The following is a 24,007-nucleotide window of genomic DNA, read 5'->3' on the forward strand; positions in this document are numbered from 1 at the left end:
GCCTCGAAGCGCATGCGCCGCAGGCGCGAGTCTCGAGGCCGAAACGGCGAGACCAAGGGGGCCTCAACCCCGCGACGCCGCAGGCGGCGCCAAAAAACACAGCACCTTCACGAGCAGGCCGCATACGCCCCGCCTTCGCCGACAAGCACGCTCGGTTCCCGGGGTTCCCGGTCGCACGCCCGGTTCCCGAGTTTCCCGGTCGCCCCGCCACCACCGCCAACTCCCGCTCGGTTCTCGCGGTCTATAGCGGCGCGATACGGACGATCGTCGTGGTGATCCCGTCCACTACGAACCACAGGCGCAGGGTCGGGCGGCCCGTGGTCCGGTCGCCCGGTTCGTAGCGGCTGCGGACGCTGATGTGCTGCCGGGCCAGGACCGGCGCGACGTATTCGATGACCGCGCGGTGCGGGCCGCTGACCAGTTTGGGGTAGTCGACGAGATACTGCTCCACGGCCTGCCAGTAGCAGGTGTTGTTCACATGGTTGTACTGGTCGATATCGGTGGCCCGCAGCGGGAACGGCAGGTCGGTGTCGGATTCGGGCGGCGTGGGGTCGGTGAGCCAGGGACGCCAGCGGAGTCGCTGCTCGGCGGTGGTCTGGGCGAGGTAGGCCAAGCCCGCGTCGCTGATCCGGGCGGGCATATTGTTCGACTCGTTGATATTGATCCAGAAACCTTCGGTTTCGATCAGGCCGCCCCGGTCGCTGGTGATGCGTACCCGCATATTCGCCCAGCGGGTGGACATACTCGAACACCAGCGTCGCAGATGGACGTGGTCGGGCCACAGTACCGGGCGGACCACGTCGATGACCGTGCGCCGGATGATCCAGCTCGGGTCGCTCTGTGCCAGGACCGATTGCTGGAGGTGTTCCCAGGCGATGTCCTGGAGGTAGCGGGCGACACCGTCGAGGCGTACACGGTTGTACGGGTCCACGTCGCCGGCTCGCACCGGCCACGCCGTGACGAACCCCATGCCCTCCTGGGGAAGCGGGGCGAGTGGCTGATCGAGTGACACTTGTGCTCCTCGCGCGGCGGGTTGGGCCGCGGTACTTCTGCGTGTTTCCTGTGAGACGACTTTACGGGGCGTGTGTCAGCGCGCCACGCCGAGCCGTCGGTTCGCTGTGCTCGGCGTGTGGCGGCGGTCAGTATCCGACGTAGCCGGTGCCGTCGGAGACCCCGACGACCCCGGGCACATTGCCGAGCGAACCGTACCGTTCGATGGCGTACCTGGTTCCGGCGATGATGTTGTCCACCGGATTCCAGATATCGCCGTGACCGGGCAGCGAATAGGAGTTGAAGGTCGGGTCGATGGTCTGCATGAGACCCTTCGACGGGATACCGGCCGCGGCATTGCTGTCCCACAGATTGATGGCGTTCGGATTGCCGCCGGATTCGCGTGCGATGATCAGCGCGATGGTGGCGGCCTCGGAATCGTCGATGTCGTAGCCGTTCTCGCGCAGTACGCGGATGGCTTCCTCGATCCATTCGGCCTGGTCCCCGGTGGGCATGGCGGTGGGGGCGCTTCCGGCGGAGAGCGCGGGGCCGCCCGCGCCGCTGTCGGTGCCGCCCATCAGCGAACTCGTCGGCGAGCCGCTGGTGGTGGGGTAGCCGGACGCGGGTTGCGGGCTGTCGCCGGTCGACGGCGGCGCGGTGGCGGCCGGGACCGTGGGCGCGGCGGCGGGCGGGCGGCCCGGTTCGCCCAATGTGCTGTAGGCGTTCTCGAGTTCGGTGACGGCCTGCTGCACCTGGGTGGCGGCCCGGTCCGCGGTGTCCGCGGCAGTTTTCAGGGCGTTCACGATATGCCACTGATGCGAGGCCGCCACGAGTCGCTGGCCCAGTTCGGTGCGCTGCATCTCGGGCGACTCGGCGGTATCCCCGGCGGTCCGGCGCAGGTAGTCGATCCGCGCCTGGGCGCTGACGGTGCCGTCGTCGGCGACCTCGAACGCGGGTAGCGGTGGTTGCGCGGTATTGCGGGCGGTGTCGCGCATCAGCAGGACCTTGTTCCTGGCCTCGATCAGATTGGCCACTTCGGCGCGTAACGCGGTATCGAGTTTCAGCAATGCCGCGCTCACCGCGCCGGTGCGGGTCCGTTCGGTGTCCATCCGGGTATTCGCGGCGGCTCCGGCGGGACCGGTCCAGTCCATCGCCCGGGTATCGGTGACCGCCGCGCCGGTGAGCTGGTCGAGGCGGCCGGCCAGCGCGGTCGCGTGGGCGGCGGCCGCGATGAGGTGATCGGCCTGCCATTGTTCGACGTTGCCGAGGGTGAGGGTCATACCGCGGTCTCCGCCCCGACGGTGGTGAGCGCCGCGGTGACCTCCGCTTCGGTCATCTCGTAGTCGCCCGCGCTGGTACGCAGGGTGTCGGCGATCGTGGTGAGCCGGTCGCTCACCCGGCGCAGGCAGGCGGCGGTGAGATCGGCGGCGCGTTGCGCGGGCGGGCCGAAGCCGGTGCCGGGTAGTGCGGTGGCGGCCGCGGTGAACACCCCGGCGGTGTCGAGTGCGGTGACGGCGTCCGCCTCGGTGTCGAGCCGTCCGGCGAAACCGCGCAGCAGCCCGGGATCGACCCGGACCGTCGTGCCGGGCGCGCTCGTATCGTCTTCGTTCATCTATCCCCCAAGGATTCCCACCCGTTGCTCTCGCGGCCGAGCCTAACAAAACGATGCCCTCCCCGAGGCGTGCTCGACCAGCGGTGATCGATCGGCGGCGGCGCTCGTATGCGCCGGTGCGGTCCGGCCGCGGCCCGGGCGGGGGATGGACTCGTACCGGTGGCGCCGATTAAGTTGATGAGGACGGTGGATTGGTACATATCGACTGGCGCGTATCTATAACCGCCGGTCGGCGAACAGAGAGGTCGGCATATGCGCGCAGCTCAGGTCAGCAAACTCGAGGGGCCGGAAGCGATCGAGATCGTCGACATCCCGGAACCGCGGCCGCTGCCCGGCGGCGTGGTGATCGATGTGCACGCCGCCGGGGTGGCCTTCCCCGACGTGCTGATGACCCGCGGGCTCTATCAGATGAAACCCCAGCTGCCGTTCGTGGTCGGCGGCGAGGTCGCCGGTGTGGTGCGCGAAGCTCCCGAGGGGGCGCATGTGCGGCCCGGCGACCGGGTCTGTGCCCTGACCATGCTCGGCGGCGCCATGGCCGAAGTCGCCGGCACCGCCGCCGAGATGGTCTTCAAACTTCCGGACAACATCTCCTTCGAGGCGGGCGCCGGAATCCTGTTCAACGATCTCACCGTGCACTTCTGCCTGCGCAACCGCGGCCGCCTCGCCGAAGGTGAATCCGTGCTGGTCCACGGCGCCGCCGGCGGGATCGGCACCTCCACCCTGCGGCTGGCGGGCGCACTGGGCGCCGGCCGGGTGATCGCGGTGGTGAGCACCGAGGAGAAGGCCGAGGTCGCCCGTGCGCACGGCGCCACGGATGTCGTGCTCACCGACGGCTGGCTGGACCGGGTCAGAGAACTCACCGACAATCGCGGTGTCGACATCGTGCTCGACCCGGTCGGCGGCGACCGCTTCACCGACAGCATCCGCTCGCTGGCCCGCGGCGGCCGGCTGCTGGTGGTCGGCTTCACCGGCGGCGATATCCCGACGGTGAAGGTCAACCGGCTGCTGCTGAAGAATGTCGAGGTCGTCGGCGCGGGCTGGGGTGAATGGATGCTCTCGCACCCGGGGTACCTGGCCGAGCAGTGGGCCGAGGTCGAGCCGCTGTTCGCGGCCGGCAAGATCGCCGCGCCGCAGGCGGTGCTGTTCCCGCTGGAACAGGCCGCGCAGGCGGTGGCCTCGCTGGAAAAGCGCGCCGCCACCGGGAAAGTCGTGGTCACGGTTCGCTGAATGCGTCCGGCCGCGGTGCGCGAGCCGCGTGCCGGACCACCCGGGCTCCGGAAACCACCGGCGACCTGCACCGCCGCCGGGAGCGATCTTTCGTCGGTATTGTGCACGGCATGCGGATCAGGTCGGCGTTAGTCCTCGGGTTAACCGCGGCGTTTGCTCTGACGGGCTGCGGATCCGGCCAGAGTTCCGAGGAAGCCGACGGGCCGCGGGGGCCGGCGCCGAAGGTGGCCGCGCTCGGTCCGTTCGTGGGGGAATGCGGACATGTCACCGACAACGAGGTACGCGACGTAGGGGGTCTGCGGCAGATCGTCCAGTCGTACAAGAACGCGGTCGGTTGCAACTGGCAGTCGGGTGGACTGGGCGGCGCCTCGATCACCTTCGCCTCGTATCGGGGTAGCCCACTGGAAAGAGAGAAGGCCTGGGTCACCACGCACGGCCGTCCGCCGGAGCCGATCACCGTCGGCGGCCGCAACGGCTTCGCGGCGCTCGATCCCACCGGCACCATCTGCGATCTCGCTGTCCAGCTCGACGACGACTTCTTCGAATGGTCGACCTCGCTGGGTTCGTTCAGTACCGACCGCGGTAATCCATGCGATCGCAGCCGGGCGCTGGCGGAACTGACCATCGAGCGGCTGGAGTGAAGAGATGCAACGTCTGCGAACCCGTCACCGGCGACTGCGTACCGCCGCCGCCACACTGGTCCTGCTGGTTGTCGCGGTCCTCGGCGCCGGCTGCGGCAGTACCGTCCAAGGGACCGCGCTACCGGTCGGCGGCGGCGAATCGGTGGATACCGACCACATCGACAAGCTGCTCCGTGAATGCGAAGTGGTGACCGAACAGCAGATCATCGACGCACTCGGCGGCAACACCTATATCAGCGATTCGTTCTTCGGTGCGGTCTGCATGTGGGATATCGGCGGCGGCTCCGGAATGCTCACGCTGAACTGGTATGAGAACGGGTCGTTGCGCACCGAGCAGGCGACCAACGACAAACTCGGTTACACCAGCACGAAAACCACCGTGCAGGGGACGATCGCGCTGGAGGTCCGGCGGCCGAACGACCCGAATTCGTGCGGGATGACCGCGAGCGCCGCCGACTCCGGGGTGATCGGCTGGTGGGTGAACTCCTCGGGCGGCACGGCCGACCCGTGCGCCGCCGCCAAGAAACTGCTCGAGCTCACGCTCAATATCGCCCGGTAGCGCCGCATCGATGCGGCGCGCCGTGCTGCCCCGGGAGACCCGGTGGACCCGGGAACAAAGCGGCGGCATCCGGCGGTTGAGTAGGGAACGCGAGAATGCCCGGGAGGGGCCGAGAGCCGGAACTCCGAGGGGCCCGTGTCCGGCCCGCCATATCACAACATCACCCCGGTTTTGACCCTATTCACTACGCCCGAGTACAGTGGACCGCTGTGCCCGGAAGGATACGGGCAAGTTCGAGCGTAGACGTAGGCCAGCGAGAGCGGCTGACGATTCCAGCGTGCCTGTAAATCGGGCCCTGAACTGCGCGCGACACGCCCGACCTCGGGACGCGAGAAACGTGGTTGGACGTGCGGGTGAAAGCTCGATGAACAGCCCTGACACCGCCATAACCGATAAAAGGAAAGCCGGTATATGCCAACCATCAACCAGCTGGTCCGCAAGGGTCGCCGCGACAAGGTCGCCAAGACCAAGACCGCGGCCCTCAAGGGGAGCCCGCAGCGTCGTGGCGTGTGCACCCGCGTGTACACCACCACCCCGAAGAAGCCGAACTCCGCGCTGCGGAAGGTCGCGCGTGTGAAGCTGACCAGCGCGGTCGAGGTCACGGCTTACATCCCCGGTGAAGGCCACAACCTGCAGGAGCACTCGATGGTGCTCGTGCGCGGGGGTCGTGTGAAGGACCTCCCCGGTGTGCGTTACAAGATCATCCGCGGCTCGCTCGACACCCAGGGTGTGAAGAACCGCAAGCAGGCCCGCAGCCGCTACGGCGCCAAGAAGGAGAAGAGCTGATATGCCTCGCAAGGGCCCCGCTCCCAAGCGTCCGCTGATCAACGACCCGGTCTACGGGTCGCCGCTGGTGACCCAGCTGGTCAACAAGATTCTCCTCGACGGCAAGAAGTCCACTGCCGAGCGCATCGTGTACGGCGCGCTGGAGCAGGCGCGCGAGAAGACCGGCACCGATCCGGTCGTCACCCTCAAGCGCGCGCTGGACAACGTCAAGCCGGCGCTCGAGGTCAAGCCGCGCCGCGTGGGTGGCGCCACCTACCAGGTTCCGGTCGAGGTTCGTCCCGGCCGGTCCAACACTCTCGCGCTGCGCTGGCTGGTCAACTACTCGCGGGCGCGCCGCGAGAAGACCATGATCGAGCGCCTGGCCAACGAACTGCTGGATGCCAGCAACGGCCTCGGTGCTTCGGTCAAGCGTCGTGAGGACACCCACAAGATGGCCGAGTCGAACCGGGCCTTCGCGCACTACCGCTGGTGATGTCTGCCCGGCCCATCGCTCCTGGGCCGGGAGGCTTACGGAAGCTTCCGCTTCCGCTTTGACAGATATGACGGCCGTACGGTCGTCGGCGAAAATCCCAACTAGCTACGAGCGGGGAAGATTTCCGTGGCACAGGACGTGCTCACCGACCTGAACAAGGTCCGCAACATCGGCATCATGGCCCACATCGATGCGGGCAAGACCACTACGACCGAACGCATCCTCTTCTACACCGGTGTGAATTACAAGATCGGCGAAACCCATGACGGGGCGTCGACCACCGATTGGATGGAGCAGGAGCAGGAGCGCGGCATCACCATCACCTCCGCGGCGGTGACCTGCTTCTGGAACCAGAACCAGATCAACATCATCGACACCCCCGGCCACGTCGACTTCACCGTCGAGGTGGAGCGCAGCCTGCGTGTGCTCGATGGCGCTGTCGCCGTCTTCGACGGCAAAGAGGGTGTGGAGCCGCAGTCCGAGCAGGTGTGGCGGCAGGCCGACAAGTACGACGTGCCGCGGATCTGCTTCGTCAACAAGATGGACAAGCTCGGCGCGGACTTCTACTTCACCGTCCAGACCATCAAGGACCGCCTCGGCGCCAAGCCGCTGGTCATCCAGCTGCCGATCGGTGCGGAGGACACCTTCGAGGGCATCGTCGACCTGGTCGAGATGAACGCCAAGGTCTGGACCGGCGAGACCAAGCTCGGTGAGAAGTACGAGGTCCAGGAAATCCCGGCCGATCTGTTGGAGAAGGCCGAGCAGTACCGTCAGGAACTGCTCGAGACCGTCGCCGAATCGGACGAGGCCCTGCTGGAGAAGTTCTTCGGTGGCGAAGAGCTCTCGATCGACGAGATCAAGGGCGCCATTCGTAAGCTGACGGTCAACTCCGAGCTGTACCCGGTGCTGTGTGGTTCGGCGTTCAAGAACAAGGGCGTGCAGCCCATGCTCGACGCCGTCGTGGACTACCTGCCCTCGCCGCTGGATGTCGAATCCGTGCAGGGGCATGTGCCCGGCAAGGAAGACGAGATCATCACCCGTAAGCCGAGCGCCGACGAGCCGTTCGCGGCCCTGGCGTTCAAGATCGCGGTGCACCCGTTCTTCGGCAAGCTGACCTACGTCCGCGTCTACTCGGGCAAGGTCGACTCCGGTGCCCAGGTCATCAACGCGACCAAGGGCAAGAAGGAGCGGCTGGGCAAGCTGTTCCAGATGCACTCCAACAAGGAGAACCCGGTACCCCAGGTCAGCGCCGGCCATATCTACGCGGTCATCGGCCTGAAGGACACCACCACCGGCGATACCCTGTGCGATCCGAACAACCAGATCGTGCTGGAGTCCATGACCTTCCCGGACCCGGTCATCGAGGTCTCCATCGAGCCCAAGACCAAGTCCGACCAGGAGAAGCTGGGCACCGCGATCCAGAAGCTCGCCGAAGAGGACCCGACCTTCACGGTGAAGCTGGACCAGGAGACCGGTCAGACCGTCATCGGCGGTATGGGCGAGCTGCACCTGGACATCCTGGTCGACCGGATGAAGCGCGAATTCAAGGTCGAGGCCAACGTCGGCAAGCCGCAGGTGGCCTACCGCGAGACCATCACCAAGAAGGTCGAGAAGCTCGAATACACCCATAAGAAGCAGACGGGTGGTTCGGGTCAGTTCGCGAAGGTCATCATCGCGCTGGAGCCGTTCGTCGGTGAAGACGGCGCCACCTACGAGTTCGAGAACAAGGTCACCGGTGGCCGTGTGCCGAAGGAATACATTCCCTCGGTCGACGCGGGCGCACAGGACGCCATGCAGTACGGTGTGCTCGCCGGTTACCCGCTGGTCAACCTGAAGGTGAGCCTGCTCGACGGTGCGTACCACGACGTCGACTCCTCGGAGATGGCGTTCAAGATCGCCGGCGCGCAGGCGCTGAAGGAAGCGGCCCGTAAGGCCGGTCCGGTGATCCTCGAACCGCTGATGGCGGTCGAGGTCACCACGCCCGAGGAGTACATGGGCGATGTGATCGGCGACCTGAACTCCCGCCGTGGCCAGATCCAGGCCATGGAGGAACGCAGTGGTGCCCGTGTCGTCAAGGCGCTGGTTCCGCTCTCGGAGATGTTCGGTTACATCGGTGACCTGCGGTCGAAGACCCAGGGCCGGGCGAACTACTCCATGGTGTTCGATTCGTACGCGGAGGTTCCGGCCAACGTGTCGAAGGAGATCATCGCCAAGGCGACCGGCGAGTAAGTACCCCTCCGGAGCAGGTAGCCCACCTGCTCCGGATCTCCCGGGAGTTAGTACACCCGTTAGTTCCCCACGCACGTGGGGATGACCCCCGCACTGCTGCAACTGCAAGCACCAACAAGTCCAGGAGGACCACACAGTGGCGAAGGCGAAGTTCGAGCGGACAAAGCCGCACGTCAACATCGGCACCATCGGTCACGTCGACCACGGCAAGACCACGCTGACCGCAGCGATCACCAAGGTGCTGGCGGAGAAGTACCCGGATCTGAACGAGAGCTTTGCCTTCGATCAGATCGACAAGGCGCCGGAGGAGAAGGCTCGTGGTATCACGATCAATATCTCCCACGTCGAGTACCAGACCGAGAAGCGCCACTACGCCCACGTCGACGCCCCGGGTCACGCCGACTACATCAAGAACATGATCACCGGTGCGGCGCAGATGGACGGCGCCATCCTGGTGGTCGCGGCCACCGACGGCCCGATGCCGCAGACCCGTGAGCACGTGCTGCTCGCTCGTCAGGTCGGCGTGCCCTACATCCTGGTCGCGCTGAACAAGTCGGACATGGTCGACGACGAGGAAATCCTCGAGCTCGTCGAGATGGAGGTCCGCGAGCTGCTGGCTTCGCAGGAGTTCGACGAGGACGCCCCCGTCGTGCGCGTTTCCGGCCTGAAGGCGCTGGAAGGCGACGAGAAGTGGAGCGAATCCATCATCGAGCTGATGAACGCGGTCGACGAGTCCATCCCGGACCCGGTGCGTGAGACCGACAAGCCGTTCCTGATGCCGATCGAGGACGTCTTCACCATCACCGGTCGTGGCACCGTCGTCACCGGTCGTGTGGAGCGCGGTGTGGTCAACCTCAACGAGGAAGTCGAGATCGTCGGCATCCGCCCGGAGAAGACCAAGACCACCATCACCGGTATCGAAATGTTCCGCAAGATGCTGGACACCGCGCAGGCCGGTGACAACGCGGGTCTGCTGATCCGTGGCATCAAGCGCGAGGACGTGGAGCGCGGCCAGGTCGTCATCAAGCCGGGCACCACCACCCCGCACACCGAGTTCGAGGGTCAGGCCTACATCCTGTCCAAGGACGAGGGTGGCCGCCACACCCCGTTCTTCAACAACTACCGTCCGCAGTTCTACTTCCGCACGACTGACGTGACGGGCGTTGTGACGCTGCCCGAGGGCACCGAAATGGTTATGCCCGGCGACAACACCGAGATGCTGGTGAAGCTGATCCAGCCGGTCGCCATGGACGAGGGTCTGCGCTTCGCGATCCGCGAGGGTGGCCGCACCGTCGGCGCCGGTCGCGTCACGAAGATCATCAAGTGATTCACTGAATCGCTGAGAACGGCGTCGCTCCGAAAGGAGCGGCGCCGTTTCTCGTTCCGTATGGCAGATGCGCGATATGGACCAGGCTCGGAAGTAGTCCGACTCATGTAATTCAGATAATCTGAATTACATGGTCACAATGTCCGCAGCCGAGGCGTCACGCAACTTCTCTGCCGTGCTCAGCCGTGCTGAGCACGGTGAGACGATTCGTATCGTCCGGCATGGGCGAACCGTGGCGACCGTGACGCCGCCCGCGACGAGTACGGGCCGTTCGTTGCGGCTCGCGTTGGAGGAATCCGACGTACCACCGTTCGACGACGACTACGCCTCCGATATCGCGGCGGGGCTTGCCATGGTGTCCGACGACATGGAGGACCCGTGGGCAGGCGTCTGATTCTCGACACGGGTGTTCTGATCGCCTACGAGCGCGGAACGATCGACCGTACGGCCTACGACGACGACGATCTCGCGATAGCCGCAGTGACCGTCGCGGCGTTCCGGGTGGGGATCGAACTGGCCGACACCGCTGAGCGAGCGGCGCAACGTTCCCGTCGACTCGCCTTGCTGCTGGCCGACCTCGATATCCTCGAGTACACCGACGCCACAGCCACTCGCCACGCCCAGCTCCTGGCACAGGTGCGCCGATCGGGTAGACCCCGCGGCGCACACGATCTGATCATCGCCGCGCATGCTGCGGAAACCGGTCGTGCCGTCGTTTCCCTCGATACGAAGGCGAAGTTCGGTGATCTCGACGGCGTCACAGCGATAACGCCGTGATGCCGGCACGGGCGTGAGTCGAGTTCGACGATCCGGTCGCCATGGACGAGGGTCTGCGCTTCGTGATCCGCGCGGGTGGCCGCACCGTCGGCGCCGGTCGCGTCGCTCCGAAGGGAGCGGCGCCGTTTCTCGTTCGAACGCCGGTCACAGTTCACGTACCACGCACCGGAAACCGAGATGGCAGGTGGCGGTGTCCTCGGTTTGTCCCTGCCGGGCGGCGGGCCGGTAGCGCAGGCAGTAGTTCGCGGAGCACAGGTAGGAGCCGCCCTTTACGACGTACCGGGGAAACCGCTGCGCGGCCACTGGATCGGGGTGGTCGACGTAGGGATTGCGCGGCGCGCAGCAGGACGGCCGGGGGTGCGCGTCCCGGTAGCGGTCGCTGGTCCACTCCCAGACATTGCCGGCCATATCGGACAGGCCGTACCCGTTGGGAGCGTAGGTGCCGGCCGGGGTGGTGGCGGGAACAGGTTTCTGCCCGCGGCCGGGATGGAACTGCCACGGGAATTCGCCGGCCCAGATATTGGCCATGCGCCGGCCGGTGGGTTCCGGTTCGTCGCCCCAGACATAGGCGGCCGACTCCAGGCCGCCGCGGGCCGCGTACTCCCATTCGGCTTCCGTCGGCAACTGTTTACCCGCCCAGGCCGCGTATGCCGCGGCATCGGTGTAGGCGACCTGGGTCACGGGGTGCCGGTCGAGACCTTCCAGCGTGCTCCCGGGTCCCCGCGGATGGCGCCAACTCGCGCCGGGAACATAGCGCCACCAGCGCTGCCAGTCGTCCAGCGGCACCGGCCGCGAGGTGGGACGGAAGACCAGTGCCCCGGCGGCCAGGCTTCCGGGGTCCGCCTCCGGATAGTCCTCGGCCGCCGGGGCGTTTTCCGCGACGGTCACGTACCCGGTCTGCTTGACGAAACTCCGGAATGCGGCATTGGTCACCGGGTGCGCGTCGATCCAGAAGGAATCCACCTGCACCCGGTGCACGGGTCGCTCCTCGGGGAAGAAATCCGCGGACCCCATCGCGAACTCACCGCCGGGAATCCGGAGCATCCCGTGGCGGTTGTCCGCGCCGGGCGCGGGGGCCGAGTCGTTGGTCCTCAATCGCGTGAGAACGCCGACGCCGCCGCCATTTCCAGGTCCTGATACGGCTTCCCGCTCACATCCTCGACGACCTTGTGCACGATGCCCCCGGCGAACGGAAACGGAGCCCGATAACGCGTGGTCACCGACCGGCCGCCGTCCCGCCCGACGCGGACCCCCTCCCCGACCCCGGAGAATACGGTGGGCTGAATGCGCATATCGGCGAACGAGCCCACCGGCTCCTCATCGATATAGAGAACGGCCTCGCCGGTGGGGGTGAAATTGTCCGAGCGCGTTCCGCGCCGCTCGTAGCGAACTCCGAGAATGTGCTCACCGGTCGGTACCGGACGATCGGAGACCATGACCTGATCTTCTTCGCCGAGAAAGTTGTAGAGATAGTGGAGGGTGCCGTTCTCCAGGTACAAAGTGTGTCCGCCGAGCCGGCCGCCGTGGGCGAACAGCACACCCTCGGCTGCCGTGCTGGTGATCGTGGTCTCCGCGAGCAACGCGAACGACCGGCCACTGATCTCCAGTGCCGCCCCGGGCCCCACCTCTGCCGTGCCGGGGTAGTAGACCGCCTGATCCCGCGCCTTGCCGTAGGTGGGGCGGTCACGCGTCATCATGGAGACGACGTCGAGGTCGTTGAGCGGCAGACCGTTGTATTTCTCCGCTTCGGCGAACCACAGCGCTTTCAATTCCGCCAGCTTCTCGGGATGCTCTTCGGCGAGATCGTGTAGCTGGCTGCGATCGTTTTCGAGATGGAACAGCTCCCAGCGGTCGGTATCGAATTTCCCCCAGCCGGACGGGCACGCCGCGTGCACGGTATCGGCGAACCAGCCGCGATGCCAGATTCCGCGCGTGCCCAGCATCGAATAGAACTGTGTGTGCTTGCCGGTGTCGGCGTCCGGATCGTCGAGCAGAGCCCGGAAGCTCACGCCTTCGAGGGGGCGCTGCGGCACGTTGCGGACCGTTTCCGGCGGGGTGATGCCGAGTAGCTCGAACACCGTCGGCGTGATGTCGCAGACGTTGAGGTACTGGTGGCGTAGTTCGCCCCGGGCCGATATTCCGGCAGGCCACGACACCAGGCACGGGTCGGCGATACCGCCCTCGTGTGAGGCGTAGCGCTTGTACAGCTTGTACGGGGTGTTGAACGCCATCGCCCAGCCGATGCTGTAGTGGTTGTAGGTCGTCGGCGAGCCGAGTTCGTCGAGGCGGGACAGGCTGTCGTCGGTGGTGTCGATATAGCCGTTGAAGAATTTCATCTCATTGGCCGAACCGTTCGGACCGCCCTCGCCGCTGGCCCCGTTGTCCGACAGGACGACGATGATCGTGTTGTCCAGCTGGCCGCTTTCGTCGAGATAGTCCAGCAACCGGCCGATCTGATCATCGGTGTAGGAGAGATAGCCGGCGAACACCTCGGCCTGCCTCCGGAACAACCGTTTCTCGTCCTCCGACAGTGAATCCCACGGTCGCACCGTGTCCGACGCCGGCCACGGTAGGCCGTCCGCGCTCGTCGCGGTCGAGTACGGATTCATGGGCGACAGCTCGGTGTCCTCCGGTACCAGCCCCAGACGTTTCTGGTTGTCCAGGACCGCTTCGCGGTATTTCTCGTAACCCATATCGAAGCGTCCGCGGTATCGGTCGGCCCATTCCGGAGACACATGGTGTGGGGCATGACCGCAGCCGGGGCTCAGATAGAGAAACCAGGGCTTGGCGGGGGCGATCACCTTCGAATCGCGGATGAACTCGATGGATCTGTCCGCAAGGTCCCTGGAGAGGTGATAACCGTCCTCCGGGGCATAGGGCGGGGAGACCGGGTGGTTGTCGTAGACCAGGTTCGGATACCACTGGTCGGCTTCGCCGCCGAGGAAGCCGTAGAACCTCTCGAACCCGCGCCCCAGCGGCCAATTCCGCTTCGAGGCGGCGAGATTTTCTTCCTCCAGCGGAGTCATATGCCATTTGCCGACCGCATAGGTGTTCCAGCCCTGTTCGGACAGGACTTCCGAGCACAGCGCGGTCTCTGCCGGAATCCGTCCGGACATACTGGGAAATCCGTCGGTGAATTCCTCGATGGTCGCCATACCCACCGATGTGGCGTTCCGCCCGGTGAGCAGCGAGGCACGGCTCGGCGAGCACAACGCGGTCGTGTGGAATTGCGTGAATCGGATTCCGCGGTCGGCGATACGGCGCATATTCGGCATCTCGACCAGACCGCCGTAGCAGTCCCAGGTCCCGATGCCGATATCGTCCCACACCAGGTAGAGCACATTGGGTGCGTCCTGCGGCGCGGTGGGCTCGACATACGGCGCCCAGTCCGCGACCGAATCACGGATATCGAGTGCGATACGTCCTCGGAACTGCTCGGACACGACCACCTCCAAGACGGTGATGGGTCAACAGTGCATATCACCGAGGTCCCCATGGCCGGGAGCGGACGGGTGATTGCCTCGAAAGCAGGAACTGCGGCGCTGTCGTCGACTGCAGGTCGGCCTGCGTAAGCCTATCGGTCTGCAGAGCTTCGCTCCGGAGGCGGAGCCGAACAGTAGCCCGATCCCGGCCGAACCGTGACCGGACCACAGCGAGCCCGGCTCGCGCCGCCGGACGGTCGGTTCAGTGTCTGCGCGCGAGCATGTTGGCGGCGGCCAGTATCGGGGTCGCCGTCGCGGTGACCGCTGCCCCGAGCGGGGTATCGGTCCGTCGGGATATCGAAACACTGCGCTCGCTCGACTATCCGGTCGTCACGCTCCGCGGGCCGGCCGGCGGCTATCGGCTCGGAGCGGGCCACACACTGCCCCCGCTGCAATTCGATGAGGACCAAGCGCTCGCGGTCGCGGTAGTGCTACAGACCGCCCCGACCACGGTGTCCGGCCTCGCCGCCGACACCGAACGGGCCCTGGAGGCACTCGAACAGGTCATGCCCGTCCGCCTGCGCGCGGCCGTGGAAGCATTGCGGCTGACGAGTTTGCAGAACTACTGGGAGTTTCCGGGGCCACCCATCGAGGCGTTGCAGGCCGCGGGCAGTGCCGTACGCCGTCACGAGATGCTCGTTGTCGAAACCCTCGGGCCCGACGGCACCCGCCCCGACCCCGGTACCGCCGCGGCTCACCATCGGTGCCTGGTCCTGGGCCGGTGTCGCGGGACTGCTCGCCACATTCGATACCGACCTCGCCGAGGTGGTGCCCCCGGAACTGGTGGCCGCCTGCCGCCGGCTGGTGCGACGGTGGCAGGCCGTGGCCGGCAACCGGACGTGACTACGTCGGATCAGGTTTCGCGGGCGGCCTGGAGCAGGGCGTTGGCGAACTTCACCATTTGAGCCGGGCCGCCGTACCAGGCGGTGACCGCGGAGAGGACCGCGGCCCGGGCCTCGCGTGCGGCGCGGGCCACCTCCGCGGCCGACACCTCGCCCGTCTCCGCCTGTCCGGCCAGGACTTCGAGATCATCGCTCGCGGTCAGCAAACGCATGATGAGGTGGATATCTATATCGGCGCCTTCCTCGCTGCGGCTGTGCCGGGATGTGGTGTCCGCCACCGGCGCCGGGTGCCGGGCCACCGGCAGCGCCGGTACCGGTTCCGGTGCGGGGCCCGACAGGGCCGCCTCCGGACGGTCCGGCACCTCGGACCCGATGGCCTCGGCCTCCTCACGCGCCCGCCGAGAGCGGCGTGTTTCCAGCGGCGGCCGCGAATCGGCTCCCTCACCCGATTCCGCGGCCGGCTCGCCCGCGGCGTCGCGTACGAGGGTCAGCGGCGATAACGCAGCGGCGGTGGTTTCCGGTGCCTCCTCGGCCGGTTCGTCGGATCCGGAGTGCCGGGGATCCTTGGATTCCAGGATCCGGCTGAGCAATTCGGCCACCGGCGCGCCGGATTCGTCGCCGGGGTCCATACCGTGCGCGGGTTCTGGCTCCAGCAGCCGGTCGAGGATCGGGATGCCGTCCGGTGGGGCCAGCCGCGGCGGAGCGGTATGCGCGCCGGTCTCGTCGGCCGGGTCCGCTTCTTCGGGCTGTACCGCGATCCGCAGCGCGGGTTGCTGATCGCCATGGGCGTCCGGCTGTTCGTCGTCGGTGTTGTACCGGGTCGCGGACCGCGGCAACCGACGCGGCGCCGGCAGTTCGCGTTCGTTGTTCGCGGTATCGGACGGGTCGCCGGTCTGCGCCGGTTCCGGCAGACTCACGGCGTTCGCCGGAAGCGCCTCGTGGGCGTTGTGCGCCGCCGTGTTCGTCTCGTCGGCCGGGGCGGGGGCGTGCCGGGCCGCCGACCGCGGCAGGCGCCGGATCGGCAGCGGCGGGGCGGCGGATTCCTCCTCGGCGCCCGGACCGGGAGCGGTGCGGCCATGGGAGCTACGGGTGGGCAGTCCGCGCGACGGCAGTTCGGGCCGGGTGCCGGGATCGCCGTCGAGTGCGGTCCCGCGCTCCTCGCCCGGAGCCCCGGACAGCGGGTGCGGATCGGTGACCGCGACCGCGGGGTTCTCCTCCTGCCCGGGCGCATACTGGTCCTCGAACGGGTTGAACGCGTCGGCCGGTGCGCCGGATTCGGTGAGATCGAGTTTGCGGCGCCGCCCGCCGGTTTCCAGCGGGTGCGGTACCGGTTCGTCTCCGATCGAGCTGAGCCAGCTCGGCAGCGACCCGGTGTCCGCGGATGGATCGCCGTAGTTGTCGGGTCGCTGCGGTGTCTCGGGCGGCAGCGGATAGGCGGCCTCCAACGAGCCCGATGTGGGCAATTGAGTGGTCGGGACAGAGAACGAGTCGGGCCGGCCGGCCGTGGGATCGGCGGACGGCGGCAACTCGGCCGCGTACGGCGATCCGGGCGCGGGGATACGTGCCGAGGAGGCGAGTGCGGCCGAGTGGTCGCCGGCCTGGCCGGGGCCCGGCGGCGAGTTGCGCGGCAGCGCCCCGGGATCGGTTCGTCCGGGATCGCTCACGGGCCCGGCGCTGTGCCGGGTGGACAGCGCGGCGGTATCCGGTCCGCTGGGATCGTCGGGAGGTGCGGGGAACTGGGACGGATCCGTGGGTGAGGTACTGAAGCGGGAATCCGGTTCCTGGTTACCGGATGTCATGACGCCGACAGCGGCGGTGTCACCGATGACTCCGGGGGTGTTCCAGGCGGCGAACGGGTCCAATGCCGCCGATCCGCCGGTGCTGTGCTGGTTCTGCGCGGGAGTGGACGGTGGTGCGGGGGTCCACGTATAACCGTGATCCGGTACGGAATCGGATCGGTTCGTGGCGCCGTTCGTTCCATTCGCCGAATCGAATTGATTCGATCCGAAGCCGGCGAAGCCCCTCGACTCGGAGTTCTCTTGCGCGCGGCCGTACTCCTCCTGGCGGCCGCGACGTTCGTCTCCGAGGCTGGCATTTTCGGCATCCATGGGCCCATTCTTACCCGCCGGGGTGGATTTCGTTCTAGTGTGCGAAGCCCATGAATGGTGCGTGAGCCTTCCGCGGTGATCGATATTACATCCCGGCGGAGAGCGGCCGGCGCGCGGATCCGCGTCCGGGACATCCGGATACGCGGCTCTGACGTGCCCGGACGGCGGGGTGTGCGGAAACCGGCGCGCAAGGGTGCAGCGGAGGCCCGCTGCGCGCCGGGTCTGTAGGGTCCCCTCGAAATTTTCCCGGTGGTGTCGATGGCGCAAATGAGTCTGCCCGCCGGGCTCGGCCGGCGGGTAGCTCGTCGAGGTGGGTGCGGTTCAGTGGTGCGTCGCGGCCCCGTGCATCCGGCCGGCCACCGTCGGCAGTGCTGCCACGGCGACTACGACGGTGACGATTCCGACGATCCACGACGTCCACGACGCCCCGTTGTAGCCGGTGTAGTTCATGGCCCACGGTGCGATGAACAGCAGTGCGCCGAACAGTGCCATTCCGTAGTCGGCCGCTGCCATCGCGGGCCGGTACATCTGGGCGAGTCCGGTGAGTGCGATGAGCGCTCCGAGCACGATCATCGTCCACACTGCCCGGTTGTTGGTCGCCACCCAGATCGGGGAGAGGGCGGTGAAGACACCGAGCACCACGGCCAGGAAATCCTGAGTCCGGCTTTCTGTGAACATAATGGCCTCCTGAGACTGGAAACAGGTCCGTAGAAAGGGCCTGACCTCGGTATAGCGTGTCCGGCCGCGACCGGTCGATATCGCAACGGACACGATTGCGCGGCGAAACGATGCGCAGCGGACGCGCTTCCGCCGCGGAGTAGCCCGGCCGGCCCGGTCCACCTCCGCGTGCGCTCCTCGGGGGGCTCCGTCATCGCCGCGGTCGTGCGGATCGGGGATGGGCTTCGCCGAGCTGTGCTTGTTAGGGTGGGCTACACAATTTTCTGTAACCTGTTCCAGGCGCGGCGCACGGGTGCCGCGGGGAGGGAGTTCGGTATGTCCGCACCGATCGTGATCGCCGGTGCCGGCCTGGCCGGATTACGCACCGCCGAGGAGTTGCGCCGCGCGGGGTACGAGGGCGAGCTGGTGCTGCTGGGTGACGAGCCGCGCGCACCCTACGATCGTCCGCCGCTGTCCAAACAGTTCGTCCGCGGCGAAACCACCGCGACGCCATTGCGTCCGGACGAGTTCTACGACGAGAAGCAGATCGACCTGCGCCTGGGTACGGCCGCGACCGGCGTGGACACCGACGCCAAACAGGTGCGGCTGGCCGACGGCTCCACGATCGCCTACGAGCACCTGGTCGTCGCCACCGGGCTGCGGCCCCGGCTGCTGCCCGGCGCCGACGAGGTGACCGGCGTCCACGTACTGCGCAGCCACGACGACGCGGTCGCGATCCGGGAAGGGGTGCGCGACACCACCGCGGCCCTGGTGATCGGCGCCGGCTTCATCGGCTGTGAACTGGCCGCGAGCCTGCGCGCGCAGAACGTGCCCGTGGTGCTGGTGGAACCGCAGCCGGCCCCGCTGGCCGGGGTGCTCGGCGCGGAGCTCGGCGAACTGGTGGCCCGGTGGCACCGGGCCGAAGGTGTGGATCTGCGCTGTGGGGTCGGGGTGGCCGGACTGCTGGCCGATCCGGCGGGCCGGGTGCGCGGCGCGCGGCTGGCCGACGGGTCCGAGGTGACCGCGGATCTGGTGGTGTCGGGTATCGGCTCGCGCCCGGTGACCGACTGGCTGGCCGGATCCGGGATCGAGCTGGCCGAACCGACTGCCGGTGGCGGAGTGTTCGCCGACGAGGCCGGGCGGACCAGTGTGCCCGGCGTCTGGGCGGTGGGCGATGTGGCGGCGTGGCGGACCCCCACGGGTGAACATCGCCGGATCGAGCACTGGACCAATGCCGGCGAACAGGCCAAGCTGCTGACCTGCGCCCTGCTGGGAGTGGCGGCGCCGGGTATCCCGCAGGTCCCGTACTTCTGGAGCGATCAGTACGACCTGAAGTTGCAGGCGCTCGGTACGCCGCGCGCGGCCGACGATATCCGCATCCTCGCCGACGACGGCCGCAAGTTCCTCGCCTACTACTTCCGCGAGGGCCGGTTGTCCGGAGTGGTGGGCGCCGGGATGACCGGTCAGGTGATGAAGATGCGCGCCAAGATCGCCGCGGCTGCCCCGGTGGAGGAATTGCTCGGCGCGAGTCAATAACCTGTGGGGGTGATCGTCGCGCTCATCGATTCGGGTTTCGGGCTGCTGCCCACCGCGGCGTGGCTGCGCAAGCTGCGCCCCGATGTGGACCTGCTGCTGCAACTGGACCCCGAAGGGGCGCCATGGGGCCCCAAACCGCAGGACTGGATGATCGATCGGGTGGTCGCGGCCGGACGCACCGCGCGTGACCTGGGCGCCGAGGTGGTCGTGCTGCCGTGTAACACCGCCAGCGTGACCGCGCTCGAACACGTCCGGGCCGATCTGGGCGCCGCGGTTCCGGTGGTGGGTACGGTCCCGGCGATCAAACCGGCCGCGGCGGCCTGCCGGTCGGTGGCCGTATGGGCGACCGCGGCCACTACGGCCAGCCCCTACCAGGCGGATCTGATCGCGCGGTTCGGTGGCGAGGCGAAGGTGACCGGGGTGGCCTGCCACGGACTCGCCGAAGCGGTGGACCGCGGTGATATGGCCGGGGTGCGCGCGGCGGTGGCGGACGCGGCGGCCCGGACGCCCGCCGATATCGAGGGCGTGGTGCTGGGCTGCACCCACTACCCGCTGATCGTGGACAGCATCCTCGCCGCGCTGCCCGACGGCGTCCGGCTGTTCGACAGCGCGCAGGCCGTCGCCGCGCAGACGGTGCGGCGGATGGAGGCGCTGGGGGGCGCGACGACCGGCGACGGGACGGTACAGGTGTATCTGAGCGGCCGGCCCGGAGTGCTGCCGCCCGGTGCGGCCGCGTACGAGTCCGGGCGCATCCTGGGGGCTCGGTAGGCCGCCTTTACGGGCGCGAATCCCGTCATATCGCCACCCGGCAGCGGCTGCGCGAGGCGGATATCGTCCATCCGGACACCACGAACCGGCGATTTCTCGGTGAGCGAGTTCCTCCGGGTGAGAGGTCAGAACTGGATACGCAGGTGGTCGGTGACCGGGCGGGCCTGGCAGCCCAGGATGTATCCGTTCTCGATGTCCTCGGGATCGAGGATCTCGGCGTTCTCCATCTCGACTTTGCCCTCGAGCACGGTGCAGGCGCAGGACCCGCATTCGCCCTCCTGGCAGGAGTAGGGCACATCGAGGCCCTTGTCCAGCATGATGTCGACCAGGGTCTGTTTCCGCGGCCAGCTCAGGTTGTGCGTCTCACCGTCCAGTTCGACCTCCACGGTCGCCGCGTCCGCGGCCTCCTCCTCGGAGATCTCGGCCGGGGCGGTTTCGGCGAACGGGTCACCGGCGAGTGAGTTGAAGATTTCGGCGTGGGTGCGGTTGCGCGGTACCCCGAGCTGGGTGAGGGCGTCGTGCACCCCGTCCATGAAGGGCCGCGGACCGCACATGAAGGCCGCGTACTCGGTGTAGGGCCGCAGCAGTTCGGACAGCGCGGTCACGGTCGGCAGGCCCTGCAGGGTCTCCAGCCAGTGCACCACCACCAGCCGCTGCGGGTTCTTCTCGGCCAGTTCGCGCAGTTCGGACGCGAAGATCACCGATTCGGCGTCGCGGTTGGCGTAGAACAGCACGATCTTGCCGCTGCCCCGCGCCAGTGCGGATTTGAGAATGGACATCACCGGGGTGATACCGCTGCCCGCCGCGCACAGCAGCAGGTCCTCGTCGAGGTCCTTCGGGGTGAATACCCCGGACGGCGGCAACACCTCGAGTTGGTCACCCGGCTTGATGTTGTCGCAGAGCCAGTTGGAGCCGTATCCGTCGCTGGTGCGTTTCACCGTGACCTTGGGTAGGTCGTCGGTGAAAGGCGAACTCGCCAGCGAATAGCAGCGCGCCACCGATCCGGTGCGGTCGCTGGGGATACGCAGGGTGAGGAACTGGCCGGGCTGGTACGCGAACTTCTCTCGCGCCTGCTCGGGGACCTCGAAGACCAGCGAGCTCGCGTCGGTGGTTTCCGCGATGACCTGAGCGACCCGCAATACGACGGATCGCGAGCCATGGGGCACTTCGACGGTGGTCATCTCGTCCTCTCGAAACACTGGTTGCCGGTGGCTCCGAGCCTACGGCAAAACTAGAACGTGTTCCAATTTTACCCTATGCCGGCGGATTGTTGGCGGACGAGCTGACCCTCCAGGCCGGAGACCAGGACGCCCACGCCGAAATCGTAGGAATACTTGCCGCGCAGATCGGGCAGGTATTCCATTGCGCGGGCCACTCGTTCCGGCATCACCACATCGGGCGGGGTGTCGAGGTTGCGCGGATTCACCCGGCGCCGGCCGAACAGGTAGGTGTGGATCGTGGCGTAACCGGCCAGGACATTGCGGTCGTCGAACCCGGCCTCGTAGAGGATCTCCATGATTCCGGCGATCAGGTCGAGCTGTTTCCCGAGCATCTGCTCGATCAGTACATCGCCCAGCCCGGGGTGCCGGCGCAGCCGTTCGTCGATCTGGGCGAGCAGATCGACCAGGCGGTCCTGCCAGGGGCCCGAGTCGGGCGGCGGTTTGCGCACCCCGGCGAGCGCCGCGCTGGCCACCAGGTCCAGTAGCTCGCGCTTGTCGGCGACGTAGTAGTACGGCGCCATGGGGGAGACGCCGAGTTCCCGGGAGAGTCGCCGCATGGACAACTTCTCCACCCCGTCGGCGCGTACCACCCGAAGTGCCGCCTCGACGATCTCGGTCTCCGAGAGGGTGCTGCCGTTACCGCCCCCACCCCCGCTCGCCTGCATTCGCACGACTCCCATTGCCACCTCTACACGTCGAGCGGCATCCGCTCGTCACGTTCTGTTCAGCTGCTCTGCCCCCGCAGTCTAGAGGTCGCGTTTCGGCGTGAGCGTGGACATTACCCGAAAACTGTTCCATTTTGTCAGTGGATGACGTTATGGTGTGACCGTGGTCGCACCGGGCGACCGCGGCGCCGGCGCTGTGCCGGGGCCCACCGGCGGTATCCCCAGCGGCGCCGCGGCGGGCGGGTCACCACGGCATCGAGCCGGCGCAGGCACCAATCTGTGGAGGTAGCCATGGCGGACAACCGCTCCTTCGGATCGGCCGAAACCGATCACCGCGGCCCGATCGCGACCGTCGACACCGAGGCGGCCGGCAATGCGCCCGTGATCGAGGAATCGCTGATCGAAGAGGTGTCCATCGACGGTATGTGCGGCGTCTACTGACCGGCGGGAGCCAACCATGCTCGATCTGGAAAACCGCTGGCAGTTGCATCCCCGGGTGGCGCTGCGGCCGGAACCCTTCGGTGCGCTGCTCTACCACTTCGGGACCCGCAAACTGTCGTTCCTGAAGAATCCGCGGATCGTCGAGATCGTGCGTTCCCTGCCCGGGCACGCCTCGGCCCGCGCGGCTGTCCGGGCCGCCGGGATCGAGGACGCGGCCGCCGCCCCCTACCTGCGGGCACTGTCCGAGCTGGCCGATTCGCAGATGATCGAGCGCGCGCCGGAAACGGCGGCGCTCAGCGAGCCCGCACCCTTCACCGGGGTGGGACCGGCCGATCCGGCGGTCCGGCTGGTCGACCGTTTCGAATCGGGCCTCGCGGCTCCGATTTGCCTCACCTGGGAACTCACCTACGCGTGCAATCTCTCGTGCGTGCACTGTCTGTCCTCGTCGGGCCGGCGCGATCCCGGTGAACTCGGCACCGAACAGTGCAAGGCGCTGATCGACGAATTCCAGCGGATGCAGGTGTTCTACGTGAACATCGGCGGCGGTGAACCCACCGTGCGTCCGGATTTCTGGGAACTGGTCGATTACGCGACCTCGCATCAGGTCGGGGTCAAGTTCTCCACGAACGGGGTACGGATCACCCCGGAGGTCGCGCAGCGGCTCGCCGCCAGCGATTATGTCGACGTGCAGATCTCGCTGGACGGTGCCGACGCCGAGGTGAACGACGCGGTCCGTGGGGCGGGTAGCTACGCCACGGCGATCCGGGCGCTGGAGAATCTCGCGAACGCCGGATTCCGGGACGCGAAATTGTCCGTGGTGGCGACCCGGCACAATATCGACCAACTCGACCAGTTCAAGGAGATCGCGGACCGCTACGGCGCCACCCTGCGGCTCACCCGGCTCCGGCCGTCGGGTCGCGGCGCGGACGTCTGGGACGAACTGCATCCGCTTCCGGAACAGCAGCGCACGCTCTACGACTGGCTGGTCCGCAACGGCGACGGGGTGCTCACCGGAGATTCGTTCTTCCACCTCTCCGCCTACGGCCAGGCGTTGCCGGGACTGAACCTGTGCGGGGCCGGCCGGGTGGTGTGCCTGGTCGATCCGCTGGGTGACGTCTACGCCTGCCCGTTCGCCATCCACGAGAAATTCCATGCCGGAAACGTGGTCACCGACGGCGGTTTCGCCACGGTGTGGCGGGACTCGGCGCTGTTCGAGGAACTGCGGGAGCCCAGCGGCGGCGGAGCCTGCGCGTCCTGCGCGCACTACGACTCCTGCCGTGGCGGGTGCATGGCGGCGAAGTTCTTCACCGGACTGCCCGCCGACGGCCCGGATCCGGAATGCGTGCAGGGCTACGGGGAAGCGGCACTGGCCGCCACCGGGCGGGTGATCCCACGTCCGGCGGTGGACCATTCGCGTAAGAGTGCCCCGCGCCGATCGCGCTCCGGGGGTCCGGTTCCGCTGACGCTGTTGCCGCCGGCGCGGCGTCCGGCACGCGCGTGCGATGAGAGTCCGCTCGTGTGAGCACCTTCCGGGAAGCCACCCGGAGCGACGATAGCCAGACCGTTGCTCCGGGCGGCTTTTCATACCCGCGCTACAGCGGTGGTGACTCATTTCATGCCCGAACTTCCGGTGATTTCGGGAACTTCTTCAGCTCGAAGTACTTTTTC

The 24,007-nt window shown here is 67.4% G+C and carries 23 protein-coding genes and 1 pseudogene; 15 read left to right on the top strand and 9 right to left on the bottom strand.

The annotated features are described in order from the left end of the window. Nucleotides 1–241 precede the first annotated feature (241 nt). From ACLML9_RS05735 to ACLML9_RS05745, 3 genes are all read right to left on the bottom strand, one after another. Complete coding sequence (locus ACLML9_RS05735) at nucleotides 242–1,012, bottom strand: acyl-[acyl-carrier-protein] thioesterase (protein ID WP_411944494.1); 771 nt, start codon at nucleotides 1,010–1,012, stop codon at nucleotides 242–244. 127 nt (nucleotides 1,013–1,139) lie between these two features. Beyond that, nucleotides 1,140–2,270: a transglycosylase SLT domain-containing protein gene (locus tag ACLML9_RS05740; protein WP_411944495.1), complete on the bottom strand. Its 1,131-nt coding sequence runs from the start codon at nucleotides 2,268–2,270 to the stop codon at nucleotides 1,140–1,142. Continuing rightward, nucleotides 2,267–2,602, bottom strand: a complete 336-nt coding sequence (locus tag ACLML9_RS05745) for a type VII secretion target (RefSeq protein WP_411944496.1) — start codon at nucleotides 2,600–2,602, stop codon at nucleotides 2,267–2,269. The genes ACLML9_RS05740 and ACLML9_RS05745 overlap by 4 nt, the downstream gene beginning before the upstream one ends. Nucleotides 2,603–2,854: 252 nt before the next feature. Between ACLML9_RS05745 and ACLML9_RS05750 the strand changes: the two genes are divergently transcribed. The 10 genes and pseudogenes from ACLML9_RS05750 to ACLML9_RS05795 form a co-directional block, all read left to right on the top strand. Next, nucleotides 2,855–3,829, top strand: a complete 975-nt coding sequence (locus tag ACLML9_RS05750; protein ID WP_411944497.1) for an NADPH:quinone oxidoreductase family protein — start codon at nucleotides 2,855–2,857, stop codon at nucleotides 3,827–3,829. A 110-nt stretch (nucleotides 3,830–3,939) separates the two neighbouring features. Next, nucleotides 3,940–4,470, top strand: coding sequence for a DUF3558 domain-containing protein (locus ACLML9_RS05755; protein ID WP_411944498.1), 531 nt, complete (start codon nucleotides 3,940–3,942; stop codon nucleotides 4,468–4,470). A 4-nt stretch (nucleotides 4,471–4,474) separates the two neighbouring features. Further along, nucleotides 4,475–5,029, top strand: coding sequence for a DUF3558 domain-containing protein (locus ACLML9_RS05760; protein WP_411944499.1), 555 nt, complete (start codon nucleotides 4,475–4,477; stop codon nucleotides 5,027–5,029). A 411-nt stretch (nucleotides 5,030–5,440) separates the two neighbouring features. Beyond that, entirely contained in the window at nucleotides 5,441–5,815 is a 375-nt protein-coding gene (gene rpsL / locus ACLML9_RS05765; protein ID WP_030525247.1) for a 30S ribosomal protein S12, read from the top strand. 1 nt (nucleotide 5,816) lies between these two features. Next, nucleotides 5,817–6,287 (top strand): 30S ribosomal protein S7, encoded by a 471-nt coding sequence (rpsG, locus tag ACLML9_RS05770; RefSeq protein WP_030525248.1) that lies wholly within the window; start codon nucleotides 5,817–5,819, stop codon nucleotides 6,285–6,287. A gap of 126 nt (nucleotides 6,288–6,413) precedes the next feature. Further along, a complete protein-coding gene (gene fusA / locus ACLML9_RS05775) occupies nucleotides 6,414–8,516 on the top strand; it encodes an elongation factor G (protein ID WP_411944500.1) in 2,103 nt (700 codons plus the stop codon). Between the two features lie 136 nt (nucleotides 8,517–8,652). Next, nucleotides 8,653–9,843, top strand: coding sequence for an elongation factor Tu (gene tuf, locus ACLML9_RS05780; protein ID WP_030525250.1), 1,191 nt, complete (start codon nucleotides 8,653–8,655; stop codon nucleotides 9,841–9,843). A 130-nt stretch (nucleotides 9,844–9,973) separates the two neighbouring features. Continuing rightward, a complete protein-coding gene (locus ACLML9_RS05785) occupies nucleotides 9,974–10,237 on the top strand; it encodes a type II toxin-antitoxin system Phd/YefM family antitoxin (RefSeq protein ID WP_265803556.1) in 264 nt (87 codons plus the stop codon). Continuing rightward, nucleotides 10,222–10,620 carry a PIN domain-containing protein gene (locus ACLML9_RS05790; protein WP_411944501.1) on the top strand — a complete coding sequence of 133 codons (399 nt, stop codon included), beginning with the start codon at nucleotides 10,222–10,224 and terminating at the stop codon, nucleotides 10,618–10,620. The genes ACLML9_RS05785 and ACLML9_RS05790 overlap by 16 nt, the downstream gene beginning before the upstream one ends. Nucleotides 10,621–10,637: 17 nt before the next feature. Further along, nucleotides 10,638–10,724, top strand: a pseudogene (locus ACLML9_RS05795) (hypothetical protein); the annotation flags it as partial. Nucleotides 10,725–10,764: 40 nt separating this feature from the next. Here ACLML9_RS05795 and ACLML9_RS05800 read toward each other — a convergent pair. Together ACLML9_RS05800 and ACLML9_RS05805 are read right to left on the bottom strand one after the other, a co-directional pair. After that, complete coding sequence (locus ACLML9_RS05800) at nucleotides 10,765–11,664, bottom strand: formylglycine-generating enzyme family protein (protein ID WP_411944538.1); 900 nt, start codon at nucleotides 11,662–11,664, stop codon at nucleotides 10,765–10,767. A gap of 47 nt (nucleotides 11,665–11,711) precedes the next feature. Further along, entirely contained in the window at nucleotides 11,712–14,063 is a 2,352-nt protein-coding gene (locus ACLML9_RS05805) for an arylsulfatase (RefSeq protein ID WP_411944502.1), read from the bottom strand. A gap of 678 nt (nucleotides 14,064–14,741) precedes the next feature. Between ACLML9_RS05805 and ACLML9_RS05810 the strand changes: the two genes are divergently transcribed. Further along, nucleotides 14,742–14,945: a hypothetical protein gene (locus ACLML9_RS05810; protein WP_411944503.1), complete on the top strand. Its 204-nt coding sequence runs from the start codon at nucleotides 14,742–14,744 to the stop codon at nucleotides 14,943–14,945. Nucleotides 14,946–14,955: 10 nt separating this feature from the next. Here ACLML9_RS05810 and ACLML9_RS05815 read toward each other — a convergent pair whose 3' ends face one another. Both ACLML9_RS05815 and ACLML9_RS05820 read right to left on the bottom strand, forming a co-directional pair. After that, entirely contained in the window at nucleotides 14,956–17,052 is a 2,097-nt protein-coding gene (locus tag ACLML9_RS05815) for a hypothetical protein (RefSeq protein ID WP_411944504.1), read from the bottom strand. Between the two features lie 321 nt (nucleotides 17,053–17,373). Next, a complete protein-coding gene (locus ACLML9_RS05820; RefSeq protein ID WP_411944505.1) occupies nucleotides 17,374–17,730 on the bottom strand; it encodes an SPW repeat protein in 357 nt (118 codons plus the stop codon). Between the two features lie 315 nt (nucleotides 17,731–18,045). On the opposite strand from ACLML9_RS05820, the gene ACLML9_RS05825 reads away from it, so the two are divergent. Both ACLML9_RS05825 and ACLML9_RS05830 read left to right on the top strand, forming a co-directional pair. Then, complete coding sequence (locus tag ACLML9_RS05825; protein ID WP_411944506.1) at nucleotides 18,046–19,245, top strand: NAD(P)/FAD-dependent oxidoreductase; 1,200 nt, start codon at nucleotides 18,046–18,048, stop codon at nucleotides 19,243–19,245. Between the two features lie 9 nt (nucleotides 19,246–19,254). Next, nucleotides 19,255–20,013, top strand: coding sequence for a glutamate racemase (locus ACLML9_RS05830; protein ID WP_411944507.1), 759 nt, complete (start codon nucleotides 19,255–19,257; stop codon nucleotides 20,011–20,013). Nucleotides 20,014–20,138: 125 nt separating this feature from the next. Here ACLML9_RS05830 and ACLML9_RS05835 read toward each other — a convergent pair whose 3' ends face one another. Further along, nucleotides 20,139–21,194 carry a ferredoxin--NADP reductase gene (locus tag ACLML9_RS05835; RefSeq protein ID WP_030525267.1) on the bottom strand — a complete coding sequence of 352 codons (1,056 nt, stop codon included), beginning with the start codon at nucleotides 21,192–21,194 and terminating at the stop codon, nucleotides 20,139–20,141. A gap of 68 nt (nucleotides 21,195–21,262) precedes the next feature. Beyond that, a complete protein-coding gene (mftR2, locus tag ACLML9_RS05840; protein WP_411944508.1) occupies nucleotides 21,263–21,913 on the bottom strand; it encodes a mycofactocin system transcriptional regulator MftR2 in 651 nt (216 codons plus the stop codon). A gap of 327 nt (nucleotides 21,914–22,240) precedes the next feature. Here mftR2 and mftA point away from each other — a divergent pair, with 327 nt between their 5' ends. Both mftA and mftC read left to right on the top strand, forming a co-directional pair. Further along, nucleotides 22,241–22,339 (top strand): mycofactocin precursor MftA, encoded by a 99-nt coding sequence (gene mftA / locus ACLML9_RS05845; protein ID WP_411944539.1) that lies wholly within the window; start codon nucleotides 22,241–22,243, stop codon nucleotides 22,337–22,339. A 16-nt stretch (nucleotides 22,340–22,355) separates the two neighbouring features. Continuing rightward, nucleotides 22,356–23,861, top strand: a complete 1,506-nt coding sequence (mftC, locus tag ACLML9_RS05850; protein WP_411944509.1) for a mycofactocin radical SAM maturase — start codon at nucleotides 22,356–22,358, stop codon at nucleotides 23,859–23,861. The last annotated feature ends 146 nt before the right edge of the window (nucleotides 23,862–24,007 follow it).

This window comes from Nocardia sp. NPDC002869 (assembly GCF_046764065.1).
In the GTDB taxonomy this organism is placed as follows: Bacteria; Actinomycetota; Actinomycetes; order Mycobacteriales; family Mycobacteriaceae; genus Nocardia; species Nocardia rhamnosiphila.